Genomic DNA, 15,689 nt, shown 5'->3' with positions numbered 1-15,689 from the left:
TCGCCCGTGGCGAGCCGATCTTGCGCGAACAGGAGAAGATCAGGATCGACATCGTGATGCGGGACAATCTGCCTTAGCGGCAGGTGGAATTCAAAACGACCCGTTGCGGATAAGGCGACTTTGAGTTCGCGCACCGCAACAGGCGAAAGGGAGGACGGCGTGTATCTCGGAATCGACATCGGCACATCAGGTGTGAAAGCGGTGCTCGTGAGCGAAGCCGGCGCGGTTGTCGCGACGGCGGCGCGCGAGCTTGCGCTGTCGCATCCCGCGCCGCTGTGGTCCGAGCAGGATCCCGATGCCTGGGTCGATGCGGCGGTCGGCGCGGTCGACGATCTGGCCGCCCGCCATCCGCGCGAGGTCGCACGGGTGCGCGGCATCGGGCTATCCGGCCAGATGCATGGCGCGACGCTGCTGGACGAGGACGGACGGCCGCTGCGTCCCGCGATCCTCTGGAACGACGGCCGCTCGCACGCCGAATGCGTCGCGCTGGAGCGGCGCTGCCCGTCGCTGCACACGATCGCCGGCAATCTGGCCATGCCCGGCTTCACCGCGCCGAAGCTGCTCTGGGTCGCCAGGCACGAGCCGAAAATCTTCGCGCGGGTCGCAAAGGTGCTGCTGCCGAAGGCCTATGTCCGCTATCGCCTGACCGGCGAGATGGTCGAGGACATGTCGGACGCGGCCGGCACGCTGTGGCTCGACGTCGGTCTGCGCCGCTGGTCGCCCCTGCTGCTGCATGCCACCGGGCTCGATCTCCATCACATGCCACGCCTGGTCGAGGGCAGCGACGTCAGCGCGACGCTCGCGCCGGACTACGCTCAACGCTGGGGCATGACTAGGGATGTCGTGGTCGCCGGCGGCGCCGGCGATAATGCCGCGAGCGCGATCGGGCTCGGCGCCATCGCGCCGGGCGATGCGTTTCTGTCTCTGGGAACCTCAGGCGTGGTGTTCCGCGTCACCGATCGGTTTGCACCGGCGCCGGCCTCGGCGGTCCATGCGTTCTGTCACGCGCTGCCCGGCCGCTGGCATCAGATGGGCGTGATGTTGTCGGCGGCGGCTTCGCTGGCCTGGCTCGCGGGCGTGATGGAGACGCCGGCGCCAGCGCTGCTGGCGCCGCTCGGCGAGCGCGTCGATGGACCGAGTCCGGTCAAATTCCTGCCTTATCTCGACGGCGAGCGCACGCCGCACAACGATGCCGCCGCCAGCGGTGCCTTCGTCGGCCTGCGCGGTGCGACCGGGCGCTCCCAGATCGTTCAGGCCGTCCTCGAAGGCGTCGCCTTCGCTGCGCGCGACAATCTGGCGGCGCTGAGCGCGGCCGGCGGACCGCTTGCCGAGGTTGATCTCGTCGGCGGCGGCTCGCGCTCGCCGCTGTGGGCGCAGATCTGCGCCGATGTGCTCGGCATTCCCGTCCATCGCGTCGAGGAGGGCGAGGTCGGTGCGGCGCTCGGCGCCGCCAGGCTCGGCCGGCTCGCCGCCACCGGCGAAGACGCGGCTGCGGTTTGCACCCGTCCGCGGCGGCTCGCGAGCTTTACGCCTCGCGCATCGACCAGCGCGGCCTATGACGAGGCCTATCGCCGCTGGCGCGAACTTTATCCCGCGTTGAAGGAGTGTGCCTGAGTGACTGCGTCAGTGAAATTCTTCGATACAAGCGTACCTGTCGCCTTCGCCGGCGGAGATGCGGGCAACACGCCTGCCTTCCGCTGGTACGACAAGGACCGCCTCATCCATGGCCGCAGGATGGAAGACCATCTGCGCTTTGCGGTCTGCTACTGGCACTCCTTGTGCTGGCCCGGCGGCGATCCCTTTGGCGGCGAGACGTTCCTGCGGCCCTGGCACCACGGCACCGATGCAATGGCGCAGGCGCACGCCAAGGCTGACGTCGCCTTCGAGTTGTTTCGCCTGCTCGACGTGCCCTTCTTCACCTTCCACGACGTCGATGCGGCGCCGGAAGGCAACTCGCTTGGCGAATCTGTTGCCAACCTCAATGCCATCGCCGATCTGTTCGAAGCGAAGATGGCCGCAAGCAAGGTGCGCCTGCTCTGGGGCACCGCCAATTTGTTCACGCATCGCCGCTACATGGCGGGCGCGGCCACCAATCCAGACCCGGAGATATTCACCTATGCCGCCGGCCAGGTCCGCGCCGCGCTGGAGGTGACGCACAGGCTCGGCGGCCAGAACTACGTGCTGTGGGGCGGGCGCGAGGGCTACGAGACGCTGCTCAACACCGATCTCAAGCGCGAGCTCGACCAGCTCGGCCGCTTCGTCTCGCTGGTGGTCGAGCACAAGCACAAGATCGGCTTCAAGGGACCGATCCTGATCGAGCCGAAGCCGAAGGAGCCGACCAAGCACCAATATGATTTCGACGTCGCCACCTGCTACGGCTTCCTCGCGCGTTACGACCTGCTGAAGGACGTCAAGCTCAACATCGAGCAGAACCACGCCATCCTCGCCGGCCACTCCTTCCATCACGAGGTCGCGCTGGCGGAGGCGCTGGGTGTGTTCGGCTCGCTCGACATCAACCGCGGCGACGATCTGCTCGGCTGGGACACCGACCAGTTCGCGATGAACGTGCCCGAGCTCGCCCTGGTGTTCCACGAGCTTCTGAACCGCGGCGGCTTCAGCTCCGGCGGGCTCAATTTCGACGCCAAGATCCGCCGCCAGTCGATCGATCCCGACGATCTGATCCATGCCCATGTCGGCTCGATGGATGCCTGCGCGCGGGCGTTGCTCGCCGCTGCGGACATGCTCGACGCCGGCGTGCTCACTGGGCCGCTCGCGAAACGCTACGAGGGATGGGCCGGGCCTGAAGGCCGCGCCATTCTCGGCGGCCAGCGCTCGCTTGCCGAACTTGCCGACCGCGCGCACGGCCCGGGCTTTGACCCGCAGCCGCGCTCGGGCCGGCAGGAATATCTGGAATCCCTCGTCAACCGCTACGTCTGAGGAAGGCCGCTGATGACAAATGCACAAGCGACACCGGTCCTCGAGCTGGCCGGCATCGGCAAGGAGTTCGGCGCGATCCGCGCGCTGCATGATGTCGACATGCAGGTCCTTCCCGGCGAGGTCGTCGGCCTGATGGGCGACAACGGCGCGGGCAAGTCGACGCTGGTCAAGATCATCGCCGGCAATTTCCGCCCCAGCCACGGCGAAATCCGCTTCGCGGGCAGTGCGGTTCATTTCAACCGGCCTATCGATGCCCGCGGCGTCGGCATCGAGGTGGTCTATCAGGACCTTGCGCTCGCCGACAATCTCACCGCAGCGGCCAACGTCTTTCTCGGCCGCGAGCTGAAGCGCAGGATCGGGCCGTTCGCATTGCTCGACCACAAGGCAATGGCGGCGCGTGCGCTGGAGCTGTTCGGCGAGCTGCGTTCGGAGACGCGCCCCGACGATCTCGTCAAGCAGATGTCGGGCGGCCAGCGCCAGGCGGTTGCGATCGCGCGGACGCGGCTCTCCAACGCGAAGCTGGTGATGATGGACGAGCCGACGGCCGCGATCTCGGTCCGCCAGGTCGAACAGGTGCTCGGCCTGATCCACCGGCTGAAGGAGCAGGGCGTTGCCGTGATGCTGATCTCGCATCGCATGCCCGACGTGTTCGCGGTGTGCGATCGCGTCATCGTCATGCGCCGCGGCGAAAAGCGGGCCGACAAGCCCATCCACCAGACCTCCCCCGAGGAAGTCACCGCCCTGATCACCGGCGCGAAGGAGGCGGCGTGATGGCCATGCCCATGGAATCCCCGATCACCTTCTCGAATGTCGGCAAGATCAGATGGTGGCAGCGCGGCATCTTCGCGTCCCAGACCGGCTATGTCCTGCTCGCGCTGGCAGTGCTGCTGGTAGTCATGCATTTCGCCAGCCCGTACTTCTTCACCGAAGGCAACATGCAGAACGTGGCGAAGAATTTCTCCTTCATCGCTATCGCCACCCTCGGCGTCACCTTCGTGATCATCACCGGCGGCATCGATCTGTCGGTCGGCTCGATGATGTGCTTCTCCGCCATGGTCACCTCGATGGTGATGACCGAGCTGTCGGCGCCCGGCTCGCCGGCGGGATCCCTGTTCGTGCACATGGCGGCCGACGGCAAGACCGTGCTTGCCAATGTCCCTGGCCTGATCCTGGTGGTCTCGCTCCTCGCCGGCCTCGGCGTCGCGCTGCTCGCCGGCCTCGTCAACGGCTTCTGTATCGCGGTGCTCGGCCTGTCGCCGTTCGTCACCACCCTCGGCATGCTCTCGATCGTGCGCGGGCTCGGCTATGTCGTCTCCAACGGACGGGGCAGCTTTCCCGGTGGGCCGGATGCCGATTATTTCTACGCGCTCACCTCCGGCGACGTGCTCGGCGTGCCCGTGCCATTCATTTATCTGATCGTCCTCGCGCTGGCGATGGCCGTGGTGCTGCACCACAGCTCGTTCGGCCGTCACGTGTTCGCGCTCGGCGGCAACGAGAAGGCGGCCGAACTCACCGGCATCCCGGTCGTGCGGGTGAAGATCGAGGTTTATGTGATCTGCGCGCTCGCCGCAGGCCTCCAGGGCATCATCATCTCGGGCTGGCTCGGATCGGCGCCGGCCAACATGGCGACGTCCTACGAGCTCAACGTGATCGCTGCGGCCGTCATCGGCGGTGCCAATCTCGCCGGCGGCATCGGTGGTCCACTCGGCGCCATCGTCGGCTGCGTGCTGCTCGAGGTGATCCGCAACGGCCTCGTGCTCGCCCAGGTCAGCTCCTACTGGCAGCAGACGCTGGTGGGCGTGATCATCATCCTGGCCGTATTGGTCGACCGCATCCGCTCGCGGATGATCTGAAACGACGTCGTTCCGGGACGGCAACGAAAATGCCGCCTGTCCACTTCCCGGACGATCTTGAGAGGACAGGCGCCAAAGAAGGGTGGAGGAGACGATGAGGAAATTTCTACTTGCCGGCATCGCGGTGGCGATGATGGCTACGCCGGCGTTTGCCGCAAACTACCGGTTCGTGATCGTGCCCAAGGCGATGAACAATCCGTTCTTCGACTTCGCGCGCGACGGCTGCCTGAAGCGTGCCAAGGAGCTCGGCAATATCGAGTGCATCTACAAGGGGCCGGTCGAGCACGAGCCGGCGACGCAGGCCCAGATCATCCAGGACTTCGTCACCCAGAAGGTCGACGGCCTCGCCATCTCGGTTGCCGACGTCGCGGCGATGACCAAGTCGATCGACGCGGCGACCGCGGCCGGCATCCCTGTCATCACCTTCGACGCCGATGCGCCCGGCGCCAAGCGCGTCGCTTATATCGGCACCAACAACAAGGAGTTCGGCGTCGCCCTCGGCAAGGAGCTCCTGAAGCTGCGGCCCGACGGCGGCAAATACGCCATGGTCTCGGGTGGTCCCGGCGCCAAGAACCTCGCCGAACGCGTCGACGGCGTCCGCGAGGCGTTGAAGGGCTCGAAATGGACCGAGGTCGCGGGCTCTCCAACCTTCTGCAACGACGATCCCGCGCTGGCGGTTCAGCAGATGACTGACATGCGCACCGCGACGCCCGACCTCGCCGCGATCGTTCCCATTGGCGGCTGGCCGATGTTCGCCCCCGAAGGCTTCAAGGCCTTCGCGTCCAGGTACAAGAAGGATATCGATTCCGGCAAGTTCACGCTTGTCGTGGCCGATACGCTGAAGATGCAGCTCGAGCTGTTGCGCGATGGCTACGCCAATGCGCTGGTCGGCCAGCGTCCGTTCGAGATGGGCGAGAAGGCGATGGACACGCTGCTCGCCATCAAGAAGGGCGAGAAGGTGCCGGAGATCGTTTATACCGGCCTCGATCTCGTGACCAAGGACAACGTTGCGCAGATGTTGAAGTAGGAGCGTCGCCAGCCCCGCGCTCCTGCCTGCCTCTCCCGCTTGCGCTTTTCGCAAGCGGGAGAGATGATTTTGGCTGTTGGGGAGGACTGTTGAGGCAATGGGAATGAAAAGGTCGCGGCTCGGCTCGCTCGATGTCACCTCATTCGGCCTCGGTTCTGCCCCGCTCGGCGGATTGTTCACCCCCGTCAGCGATGCCGATGCGGAAGCGACCATCGCAAGCGCCTGGTCGCTCGGAATCCGCTTCTTCGACACCGCGCCGCTCTACGGCTTTGGCCTCGCGGAGCGACGCCTTGGCGCATTCCTGCGGCAACAACCCCGTGACTCCTACGCGATCTCGACCAAGGTCGGCCGTCTACTGCGTGCGCCCGATGGCGCTGCCGCCGAGGACGAGCATTACAAGGGCACGTCGCGCGAGCGGCCGGTGTTCGATTTCAGTTATGACGGCGTGATGCGGTCGGTGGAGGAAAGCCTGGCGCGGCTTGGGCTCGACCGCGTCGATGTCCTGCTCGTGCATGATCCCGACGATCACTATGACGACGCCGTCGCCGGCGCCTTCCGCGCGCTCCAGCGCCTGCGCGGGGACGGTACCGTCAAGGCGATCGGTGCCGGCATGAACCAGTCGGACATGCTGGTCCGGTTTGCAGAGGCCGTTCCGGTCGACTGCTTCCTGCTCGCCGGCCGCTACACGCTGCTCGACCAGGGCGCGCTGGATGCGCTGTTCCCGGTCTGCGCGGCGAAGAATATCGGCATCCTGCTCGGCGGCATCTACAACAGCGGCATCCTGGCCAATCCGCACACGGGCGCGAAGTTCAATTATCAGGATGCCGATGCGGCACTCGTCGCCCGCGCGCTCACGCTCGACGAGCTCTGCCGCAAGCACGGCACCGAGCTGAAAGCCGCCGCGCTGCAGTTCTGCATGGCCCATCCGGCAGTCACGGTCGCCGTGACGGGCGCGCGCAATGCCGCGGAAATTGCCGACAACATCACGATGTTGGAGATGGCAGTGCCGGCGGCGTTCTGGCAGGAGCTGCGTGGGCGAAAACTCGTCGACGCCCGCGCGCCATTGCCGGGCGGAGCGTAAGGCATGATCATCGACGCTCACCAGCATTTCTGGGATCCGGCGCGCGCCGACTATCCCTGGATGGACGCGCCCGAGCTCACGCCGATCCGGCGTGCCTTCGGTCCGGCCGATCTCGCGCCGCTTTTGAGCGCGAACGGCATCGACGCGAGCATCCTGGTGCAGTGCCGCTCCGCGCTGGCTGAGACCGAGGAATTCCTGCGGATCGCGCATGCGACGCCCTCGGTGATCGGCGTCGTCGGCTGGGCCGATCTGACCGACGCTGCACTTGGCGATACGCTGGAGCAGTTGCGTGCTTCGCCCGGCGGCGACAAGCTGGTCGGCATCCGCCACCAGGTCCATGACGAGGCCGACCCGGATTGGTTGTTGCGCGAGGACGTTCAGCGCGGCCTCACGGCCGTGTTCGCGCACGATCTCGCCTACGATTTCCTGGTCCGCACCCGCGAGCTGCCGGCCGCGATCGCAACCGCACAGGTCTTCCCGCAGGCGCGCTTCGTGCTCGACCACGCAGCCAAGCCGCCGATCGCCGATGGCGGAAGCACTGGATGGTCCAACGGCATCGCGGCACTCGCGGCCTGCGGCAATGTCTGGTGCAAGGTCTCGGGGCTGGCGACGGAAGCGGTGTGGAACGACTGGAATGCGGAACGGCTGTTTCCGTTCGTCGCGCACGCCGCGACATGCTTCGGCGAGGATCGCCTGATGTTCGGCTCGGACTGGCCGGTATGTTTGCTCGCGGGGAGCTATGGTGAGATCACGGGCGCGCTGGGGGCCTGCCTGATGAAGCTCGGGCCGCAGGTGCGGGAGAAGGCGTTCGGCGTGAATGCCAAGGCTGCGTATCGGTTGGCGGTTGGTTGAAGTCGCCAGCGCGCGTGTCGCTCAGTGTTCGTCCCCAAACACCCAATCCAGCGCTGCATCGTACGTCCTCTGCACCAGCTCCGGATGCAGCTTCGCCAGCATCTCCATCTTCACGCCGGAATTGATCTCGAGCACGCGCCAGACGCCGTCAACGTGCACGAGGTCGATCGAGGCGAAGGTGATGCCGATGGTATTGGCGGCGTCGATGGCGAGCTTTGCGCAGGCTGCGCGAAGATCGCCGTCCTGCATCAGCACGGGCTTTGCACCCGCATCGAGATTGTGCCGCCAATCCGAGCCGCGCTGCTTGCTGTAGACGACGAGTGGCACATCATCGAGCAGGACCACGCGAACTTCATCCTCGATCACGACATAGGGCGAGATCACGAGTCCGGCGCTCATCGAAAAGGCTTCGCCAACCGCATGATCGAGCTCTGTTTCCGTCGTGACCCTGAAGACGGATCGTCCCGACGTCCCCTCGTTCGGCTTTACCACCACGCCTTGCGGATTGTCGTGAAGCAGCGCCAGCATTGCCTCTCGCCAGGCGACGCCGACAACCTTCTCGCCCAACTTCGGATTGAGGAAGAGGCGATGGGGAATGCAGGGCACGCCCTCGAGCGTGAGCACTTCGGCGGTGGCCGATTTGTCGTTGGCCAGGCGGTGCGCGATGGCGCTGTTGAGGCCGATGTCGTAGCCGAACGCGAAGTGGCGCTGCTCGCCCCGGCGCATCGCGAGCAGCCAGCCATCGGCGCGGACATCGAGCGCGATGCCATGGTTCGCGCAATAGCGCTTGATCGCCTGGACGATGATCCGCTCGCTGCTCGCCATGTGTCTCTGTCGCCAGTCGCAGTCGCCAGTTCCAGTCGCTCTTGGCGCCAAAAGCCGGAAGAATCCGGGAAACGGCGCCAACCCGAGGAAAATCAGAGCTATTCTTAATGAAATTCTCGCGAGCGGGGCGGAAATTAAGTGCTGTATTCGGGCCCCGGAGGGAAAAGAAATTGCCCTCCGCATACGCCGGACAGCAGATCCATTAATGATGTGACCATTTCCGCCGCAAATGCCGGTTTGACCGGCATCAATTGCATTCGGAACGAGGTTGATTATTGGTCTCAATGGCGTAGATCACACTCGCGAAATCCTCCGCCATGGCAATGGTGTCCGCTCCGCTTTCAGGGGCCGGCAACGCTTTTGCCCTAAAACCGCAATTATTCGGAATATCGAAAATCATGAGCGCGTTTTACCGAGAGAAGGTTCTTTCCGTCCAGCACTGGACCGACACCCTGTTCAGCTTTCGCGCAACCCGCGATTCCGGCTTCCGCTTCCAGAACGGCCAGTTCGCGATGATCGGCCTCGAGGTTGAGGGCCGCCCGCTGCTCCGCGCCTACAGCATGGCGAGCGCTAATCACGAGGAAGAGCTCGAGTTCTTCTCGATCAAGGTTCAGGACGGCCCGCTGACGTCGCGTCTCCAGAAGATCAAGGAAGGCGACACCATCCTGGTCGGCCGCAAGGCGACCGGCACGCTGATCACCGACAATCTCATTCCCGGCAAGCGGCTGCTGCTGCTCTCGACCGGCACCGGCCTCGCGCCCTTCGCCAGCCTGATCAAGGATCCCGAGGTTTACGACCAGTTCGACAGCATCGTGCTGGTGCACGGCTGCCGCCAGGTCTCCGAGCTCGCCTATGGCGAGAAGCTCGTCGCCGGTCTTCGCGAGGACGAGCTGTTCGGGGAGTTGCTCGCGGACAAGCTCATCTACTACCCGACCGTGACCCGCGAGCCGTTCAAGAACCGCGGCCGCATCACCGACCTCATCAGCTCCGAGCAGATCTTCAACGACATCGGCCAGGGTCCGCTCGACATCGCGACCGACCGCATCATGATGTGCGGCAGCCCGGCGATGCTCGAAGAGCTGAAACTGATGTTCGAAGGCCGCGACTTCGTCGAGGGCTCAGGCAACAAGCCCGGCCATTTCGTGATCGAAAAGGCGTTCGTCGAGCGGTAGGCCCTCTCGGTCTCGTCCTGGCAAAAGCCAGGACGTTTGCCTGAGTAAAGCGCCTTGACCGGTTAATGCCCGTCCCTCCCGAGCCCTGCTGCACCGCAGCAGCCCGCCCATCGGGCTGATTGATTTGTCCCCGCCGAATTCGCTAGCGTGAAACAACCGCCGCGTCATATCCGTATGACAGGCGCGGGCGTATCGTACCGCCTCATGCTGGCGAGAGGATGGGAATCGTGGCCGACGAGAACAAAACGCAGGAATCGCCCAACCCGTCGGTCAAACGGCTGCCGCTGGCGGAAGAGGGGATCATGGAAACCCTGCTGCTGCCATTCTCTCCGCGCTTCATCGTCCTGACGATCTGCGCGGTGGTCACGGCGCTGCTGACCGGCATCGGATTTGCCGATGGCAAGATCTTCGACATCCTGCTGATCCCGATCCTGATCTTCGGCGCGCTGACGGCGCTTGGCGTCCGCGACCTCATGCAGAAGGGCCACGCCGTTCTGCGCAACTACCCGATCTCGGCCCATATCCGTTTTTTGCTCGAAGAGATACGCCCGGAGATGCGGCAGTATTTCTTCGAGAGCGAGAAGGACGGCATGCCGTTCTCGCGCGACATCCGTGCGGTGGTCTATCAGCGCGCCAAGATGCAGCTCGACAAGCGTCCGTTCGGCACCCAGGAGGACGTCTACCGCCAGGGTTATGAGTGGATGCATCACTCGGTCTCGCCGAAGACGCATGCCGAGGAGAAATTCCGCGTCACCATCGGCGGCCCGGATTGCGCCAAGCCGTATTCGGCTTCGGTATTCAACATTTCCGCCATGAGTTTTGGCGCGCTCAGCCCGAACGCCGTGCGCGCGCTGAATGCCGGCGCCAAGAAGGGCGGCTTCGCGCACGACACCGGCGAGGGCGGCTTCAGCCCCTATCACGCGGAGATGGGCGGCGACATCATCTGGGAGATCGGTTCGGGCTATTTCGGCTGTCGTCATCTCGACGGCGCCTTCGATCCCGAAGCCTTCGCGCGCGTCGCGACCCAGGACCAGATCAAGATGGTCGAGCTCAAGATCAGCCAGGGCGCCAAGCCCGGTCATGGCGGCGTGCTGCCGGCGGCGAAAGTCTCGGAGGAGATTTCCAAGATCCGCGGGGTCGCCATGGGCGAGGATTGCATCTCGCCGGCCTCGCATCGCGCCTTCTCGACGCCTGTCGGCATGATGAAGTTCATCGGCGAGATGCGAAAGCTCTCCGGCGGCAAGCCGACGGGCTTCAAGCTGTGCATCGGTCATCCCTGGGAATTCCTGGCGATCTGCAAGGCGATGATCGAGACCGGCATCTATCCCGACTTCATCGTTGTCGACGGCAACGAGGGTGGCACCGGCGCCGCGCCACTGGAGTTCATGGACCATCTGGGCATGCCGATGCGCGAGGGCGTCAGTTTCGTCCACAACGCGCTGATCGGCATCAACGCGCGCGACCGCATCAAGATCGGCGCCTCCGGCAAGATAGCCACCGCGTTCGACATGGCGCGCGCCATGGCGATCGGCGCGGACTACTGCAATTCGGCGCGCGGCTTCATGTTCTCGCTCGGCTGCATCCAGTCGCTGAGCTGCCACACCGACCGCTGCCCGACCGGCGTCGCGACGCAGGACCCGACGCGGGCGCGCGCACTCTATGTGCCGCTCAAGATCGACCGCGTGCACAATTATCACCTGGCGACGCTGCACTCGCTGACCGAGCTGATCGCCGCGGCCGGTCTCGAACATCCGCAGCAGCTGCGCCCGATCCACTTCTCCCAGCGCACCTCGACGACGGACGTGAAATCCTTCGCGCAGCTTTATCCGTCGCTGCGTCCGGGCGAACTGCTCGAAGGCACCGAAGACCCACGCTTCCGCGACGCCTGGCGGATGGCACGGACGGAGACGTTCCAGCCGGCGCTGTAGGACGCCGGTCCACTTGCAGGGCCGCGGCCGCGCGCGCAAAAGCATCGCGGGGGGTGCGTTTAACGTTTGATTCAACTTTGGGTGTAGATTGTTCCCATGGACGAGCGGCGCGACAAGGCAAGGCATCGCGTGCTGAAGGCCGGAACGATCGAGTTCGGCGGCGGCGGCGCGATCGACTGCACTATCCGCAACCTGTCAGATACCGGCGCCGCGCTCGACGTCAGCAGTCCCGTCGGCATCCCCGACCATTTCAGCCTGCTTGTGCAGGCCGACGGAAAACATCTCGCCTGCACCGTGATCTGGCGCAAGGAAAAGCGGATCGGGGTGAGGTTCGGGTGAGGGCTGGGACCACACGTGGAGAGTTCAGCACCACCTCACGTCGCCGCTCGCTCACCCCGTCTCTACTTCGCTCCGCCGGCTCGCGAGAATCTTGTCGATCCTCCGCCCGTCGAGATCGACCACCTCGATGTGCCAGTCGCCGAAGTCGAAGGCGTCGCCGACATCAGGCAGCACGTTGAACTGTTGCAGCACGAGGCCGGCGACGGTGTTGTAGCGGTGCGGCGGCAGTTCGATGCCGAGCAGCTCGCCGAATTCGTCGACCGGCATCCAGCCTGAGACCAGCAGCGAATCGTCCGCGCGCTTGACGTAGGCTGGTTCCGGCGGGCCTTCCTCGGAATGGAAGGCACCGACAATGGATTCCAGAATGTCAGCCGTCGTCACGATGCCTTCGAAGGCGCCGTATTCGTCGTAGACGAGGCCGACATGCACCGGTGCAGCCTTCAGGATCGCCAGCACGTCGCGGGCATCGGCCGAGGCGGGAATGCCGGGCGCCTCGCGGACCAGCACGCGCAAATCCGGCGTGCGCTCGTTCATGAAGGCCACCAGCAGGTCCTTGGCTTGAAGCACGCCAATCGGCTTGTCGCGGTCGCCGTCGGACACCGGAAAGCGCGAATGCGGACTCTTGGCGATGGTCGCTTGAATGCTTTCCGGCGTATCGTTCAGGTCGATCTCGTTGACCTCCGTGCGCGGCGTCATAATCGCGCCGACCGGCCGGTCGCCGAGCCGCATCACGCCCGCGATCATCTCCTTTTCACCTGACTCGAGCACGCCTGCGTTTTCGGCTTCGCTGACGAGATGATGGATCTCATCTTCTGACACTTTTTCTTCAGACTTGCCGCCATGGCCGAGCAGCGTGAGGATCAGCTTGCCGGAGAGATCGAGCAGGAAGACCAGCGGCAGCGAGACCTTCGCAAGCACGTGCATCGCGGGTGCAACCCTGACCGCGATGCTCTCGGGGTCGCGCAGCGCCACCTGCTTCGGCACCAGCTCGCCGACGATCAGGGTGGCGTAGGTGATGAGCGTGACGACCAGGCCCACTCCGACGATGTCGGCAATTCCTGCGGACAGGCCGAGCTCGAGCAGCCATTGCGTCAGCCGCTGTCCGAGCGTCGCGCCCGAGAACGCGCCGGAGAGCACGCCGACCAGCGTGATCCCGATCTGCACCGTCGAGAGGAATTTGCCGGGATCGGCCGCGAGCGTCAGCGCCCGCTCGGCGCCGCGGACGCCCTTGGCGGCGAGCATCGACAGCCGGGCCGGGCGCGACGAGACCACGGCCAGCTCGGACATGGACAGCAAGCCGTTGATGACGATCAGGACGACGACGATGGCGAGTTCGGCGGAGAGCATTGATGTTCCGAGGTAAGGGAGTGTGGCGCGGATGGCCGCACAGGTCTTGATATAGGTATTCGAGGAAGAAATGCCGATGATTCTGTCCCATCGGGCATCGCGAAGGAACTTCGGCGACCCCGTCCCCGAAGGCACTCCCCAATACCCCGCGGAACTACGGGCATGCCGTTGCTTAACGGGCTCTTAGCGGCCACCAGCTAGGTTCTCGGCATTTGCAGGAATGTATTCGGGGATCAGAATGCGGATCGGGAAGCTCTTTGCGCTGTCGATGCTGACGGTGACGGTGTTTGCAGTCATCCTTGGCGCCGAGGTGCTGATACCCCAGGCGCGCATCTTCACGAACCGCTCCGATGCGATCAAGACGGTCGAGGCCTTCGGTGCGACCCTGATGGTCAGTCAGCACGTTGCCGGCCTTCGTGCTCCCTACATTTCCCCGATCTTCCAGGAGAATTCTGCGACGCAGGTCCAGATCGAAGCCGCCGCAAAGGCGGCGAAAGCGGTCGATGGCGCGTTCGAGGGGGCAAGGCGCGCCATCATGGTGCTGGATGATTCCGGAGCGATGATCGAAAACCTGGACCGTACTGCGCGGCGGCTCAAGGATATCATCACGGCGGCAGATCGCGCGATGAGCGTGCCCCTGGCGACGCGCGACGGCGCTGTAATCAAGGGCTTCCTTCCAGGCGTTGCCGAGGTCATCGGCAATATCGAGCCGATCATGAACCGGCTTGAAGCCAAGGTCATCAATGCCGATTCCACGCTTGCGGCGCTGTTGAGCCTGGCGCGAACGGCGCAGGATCTGCGCGTCTCGGCCGGCAGCCGCGCCGCCACGCTGTCGCCGGCGCTGAGCGCTCGCCGACCGCTCACGGCGGCCGAATTGTCGCTGATGGATCGGATGCAGGGACGTGTCGAGGCCGACCGCGAGCGCATCGAGGCCGGCATCGACCAGCTCGGAAGCCCGCCCCGGATCGCCACCGCGCTGAAGGCGGCGACGGATTCCTATTTCGGGAAAGCAGCCGCTGCCGTGGACAAGGAGATGCCCGCGGCACGTGGCGACGGCAAGTACGGCATCAATGCCGAAGAGCTGGCCAGCATTATCGTCCCCGCCATCCAGATGTTTTACGGCGTCCGCGATGCCGCGCTGGCGGAAGCTGCCGAGCGCGCCTCGGCCGCGCGCGACGGCGCGCTGGCGATGCTCGCGCTCGCGGGCGTGGCGGTGCTGGCGCTGCTGGGGACACTCGGTGGCGTGACGATGATGTTGCGCAGGCGCGTGGTGACGCCGCTCAGCCGGCTCGCGGACGTGATCGCAACTCTTGCCGCCGGGCAGCACGAGGTCGAGATTCCCGTGACCGGCCGCAATGACGAGATCAGCCAGGTGGCGGGCTCGCTCCAGCACTTCAAGGATTCGCTCTCCGCCAAGAAGGCCGCCGATGAGGCCGCCGCGGTGGAAGCCGAGGCGAAGCTCCGGCGCAGCCAGCGCGTGGACCAGATCGCACGCGATTTCGAAGCGTTGATCGGCGACGTCATCAACACCGTGTCGTCGGCATCGTCGGAGCTGGAAGTGTCGGCGGGAACGCTGACGAGCACCGCCGATCAATCGGAAAAGGTCACCGCGACCGTTGCAGCCGCCTCCGAGCAGGCCTCCAGCAACGTGCAGACCGTCGCCGCGGCCGCGGAGGAAATGGCGTCCTCGGTCGACGAGATCAGCCGGCAGGTCCAGGACTCCGCGCGGGTGGCCGGCGAAGCGGTGCAGCAGGCTGCGCGGACCAACGACTATGTCGGCGAACTCGCCAAGGCGGCCGGCCGGATCGGCGACGTGGTCGAGCTCATCAGCCAGATCGCGGGCCAGACCAATCTTCTGGCGCTCAATGCAACGATCGAGGCGGCGCGCGCCGGCGAGGCCGGGCGCGGCTTCGCCGTGGTCGCCTCCGAGGTCAAGGCGCTCGCCGAGCAGACCGCCAAGGCCACCGGCGAGATCAGCCAGCAGATCACGGGAATCCAGAGCGCGACGCAGGATTCCGTCGGCGCCATCAAGTCGATCGGCGACACCATCACCCGCATGTCCGAGATCGCATCGGCGATCGCCTCCGCGGTCGAGCAGCAAGGCGCGGCGACGCGGGAGATTTCCCGCAACGTGCAGCAGGCGGCACGCGGCACCCAACAGGTCTCCGCCAGCATCGTCGACGTGCAGCGCGGCGCGAGCCAGACCGGATCGGCCTCCTCCACCGTGCTCGCGTCAGCGAAGTCGCTGTCCGGCGAGAGCGGCCGCCTCAAGGTCGAGGTCGGGAAGTTCCTGGACGCGATCCGGGCTGCGTAAGTCACGTAGCCGGA

Annotated in this window: 14 protein-coding genes; 11 read left to right on the top strand and 3 right to left on the bottom strand. The window is 65.3% G+C overall.

Going from position 1 to position 15,689, the window contains the following annotated elements; all coding sequences use genetic code 11:
• Positions 1-159: 159 nt before the first annotated feature.
• From xylB to IVB32_RS26755, 7 genes are all read left to right on the top strand, one after another.
• Positions 160-1,614, top strand: a complete 1,455-nt coding sequence (gene xylB, locus IVB32_RS26785; protein ID WP_247368711.1) for a xylulokinase — start codon at positions 160-162, stop codon at positions 1,612-1,614.
• Entirely contained in the window at positions 1,615-2,937 is a 1,323-nt protein-coding gene (gene xylA / locus IVB32_RS26780) for a xylose isomerase (protein ID WP_247368713.1), read from the top strand.
• Between the two features lie 12 nt (positions 2,938-2,949).
• Positions 2,950-3,708, top strand: a complete 759-nt coding sequence (locus IVB32_RS26775) for an ATP-binding cassette domain-containing protein (RefSeq protein ID WP_247368716.1) — start codon at positions 2,950-2,952, stop codon at positions 3,706-3,708.
• On the top strand, positions 3,708-4,790 hold the full coding sequence (locus IVB32_RS26770) for an ABC transporter permease (RefSeq protein ID WP_027565874.1): 1,083 nt from the start codon (positions 3,708-3,710) through the stop codon (positions 4,788-4,790). Before IVB32_RS26775 ends, IVB32_RS26770 begins: the two co-directional genes overlap by 1 nt.
• Positions 4,791-4,884: 94 nt before the next feature.
• A complete protein-coding gene (locus tag IVB32_RS26765) occupies positions 4,885-5,817 on the top strand; it encodes a sugar-binding protein (RefSeq protein ID WP_204513164.1) in 933 nt (310 codons plus the stop codon).
• Positions 5,818-5,920: 103 nt separating this feature from the next.
• Positions 5,921-6,898 carry an aldo/keto reductase gene (locus IVB32_RS26760; RefSeq protein WP_247368719.1) on the top strand — a complete coding sequence of 326 codons (978 nt, stop codon included), beginning with the start codon at positions 5,921-5,923 and terminating at the stop codon, positions 6,896-6,898.
• Between the two features lie 3 nt (positions 6,899-6,901).
• Positions 6,902-7,750 (top strand): amidohydrolase family protein, encoded by an 849-nt coding sequence (locus IVB32_RS26755; RefSeq protein ID WP_247368720.1) that lies wholly within the window; start codon positions 6,902-6,904, stop codon positions 7,748-7,750.
• Between the two features lie 21 nt (positions 7,751-7,771).
• On the opposite strand, the gene IVB32_RS26750 is transcribed toward IVB32_RS26755, so the two are convergent.
• Together IVB32_RS26750 and IVB32_RS26745 are read right to left on the bottom strand one after the other, a co-directional pair.
• A complete protein-coding gene (locus tag IVB32_RS26750) occupies positions 7,772-8,575 on the bottom strand; it encodes a RimK-like protein (protein ID WP_247368722.1) in 804 nt (267 codons plus the stop codon).
• 247 nt (positions 8,576-8,822) lie between these two features.
• Positions 8,823-8,975: a hypothetical protein gene (locus IVB32_RS26745; RefSeq protein ID WP_247368724.1), complete on the bottom strand. Its 153-nt coding sequence runs from the start codon at positions 8,973-8,975 to the stop codon at positions 8,823-8,825.
• Here IVB32_RS26745 and IVB32_RS26740 point away from each other — a divergent pair.
• The 3 genes from IVB32_RS26740 (at position 8,974) to IVB32_RS26730 (ending at position 12,014) form a co-directional block, all read left to right on the top strand.
• Positions 8,974-9,747 (top strand): ferredoxin--NADP reductase, encoded by a 774-nt coding sequence (locus tag IVB32_RS26740; protein WP_018460095.1) that lies wholly within the window; start codon positions 8,974-8,976, stop codon positions 9,745-9,747. The genes IVB32_RS26745 and IVB32_RS26740 overlap by 2 nt on opposite strands.
• Before the next feature lie 218 nt (positions 9,748-9,965).
• Positions 9,966-11,675, top strand: coding sequence for an FMN-binding glutamate synthase family protein (locus tag IVB32_RS26735; protein WP_198957634.1), 1,710 nt, complete (start codon positions 9,966-9,968; stop codon positions 11,673-11,675).
• 96 nt (positions 11,676-11,771) lie between these two features.
• Positions 11,772-12,014, top strand: coding sequence for a PilZ domain-containing protein (locus tag IVB32_RS26730; RefSeq protein ID WP_085357437.1), 243 nt, complete (start codon positions 11,772-11,774; stop codon positions 12,012-12,014).
• Between the two features lie 51 nt (positions 12,015-12,065).
• Here IVB32_RS26730 and IVB32_RS26725 read toward each other — a convergent pair whose 3' ends face one another.
• Positions 12,066-13,361, bottom strand: a complete 1,296-nt coding sequence (locus IVB32_RS26725; RefSeq protein WP_085349708.1) for a hemolysin family protein — start codon at positions 13,359-13,361, stop codon at positions 12,066-12,068.
• 238 nt (positions 13,362-13,599) lie between these two features.
• On the opposite strand from IVB32_RS26725, the gene IVB32_RS26720 reads away from it, so the two are divergent.
• Positions 13,600-15,675, top strand: coding sequence for a HAMP domain-containing methyl-accepting chemotaxis protein (locus IVB32_RS26720; protein ID WP_247368725.1), 2,076 nt, complete (start codon positions 13,600-13,602; stop codon positions 15,673-15,675).
• Positions 15,676-15,689: the final 14 nt, after the last annotated feature.

Source organism: Bradyrhizobium sp. 23 (assembly GCF_023073295.1).
GTDB classification, from domain to species: Bacteria; Pseudomonadota; Alphaproteobacteria; order Rhizobiales; family Xanthobacteraceae; genus Bradyrhizobium; species Bradyrhizobium canariense_D.
Note: the sequence above shows the minus strand (reverse complement) of the source record. Positions and strands in the feature narration are given on the sequence as shown.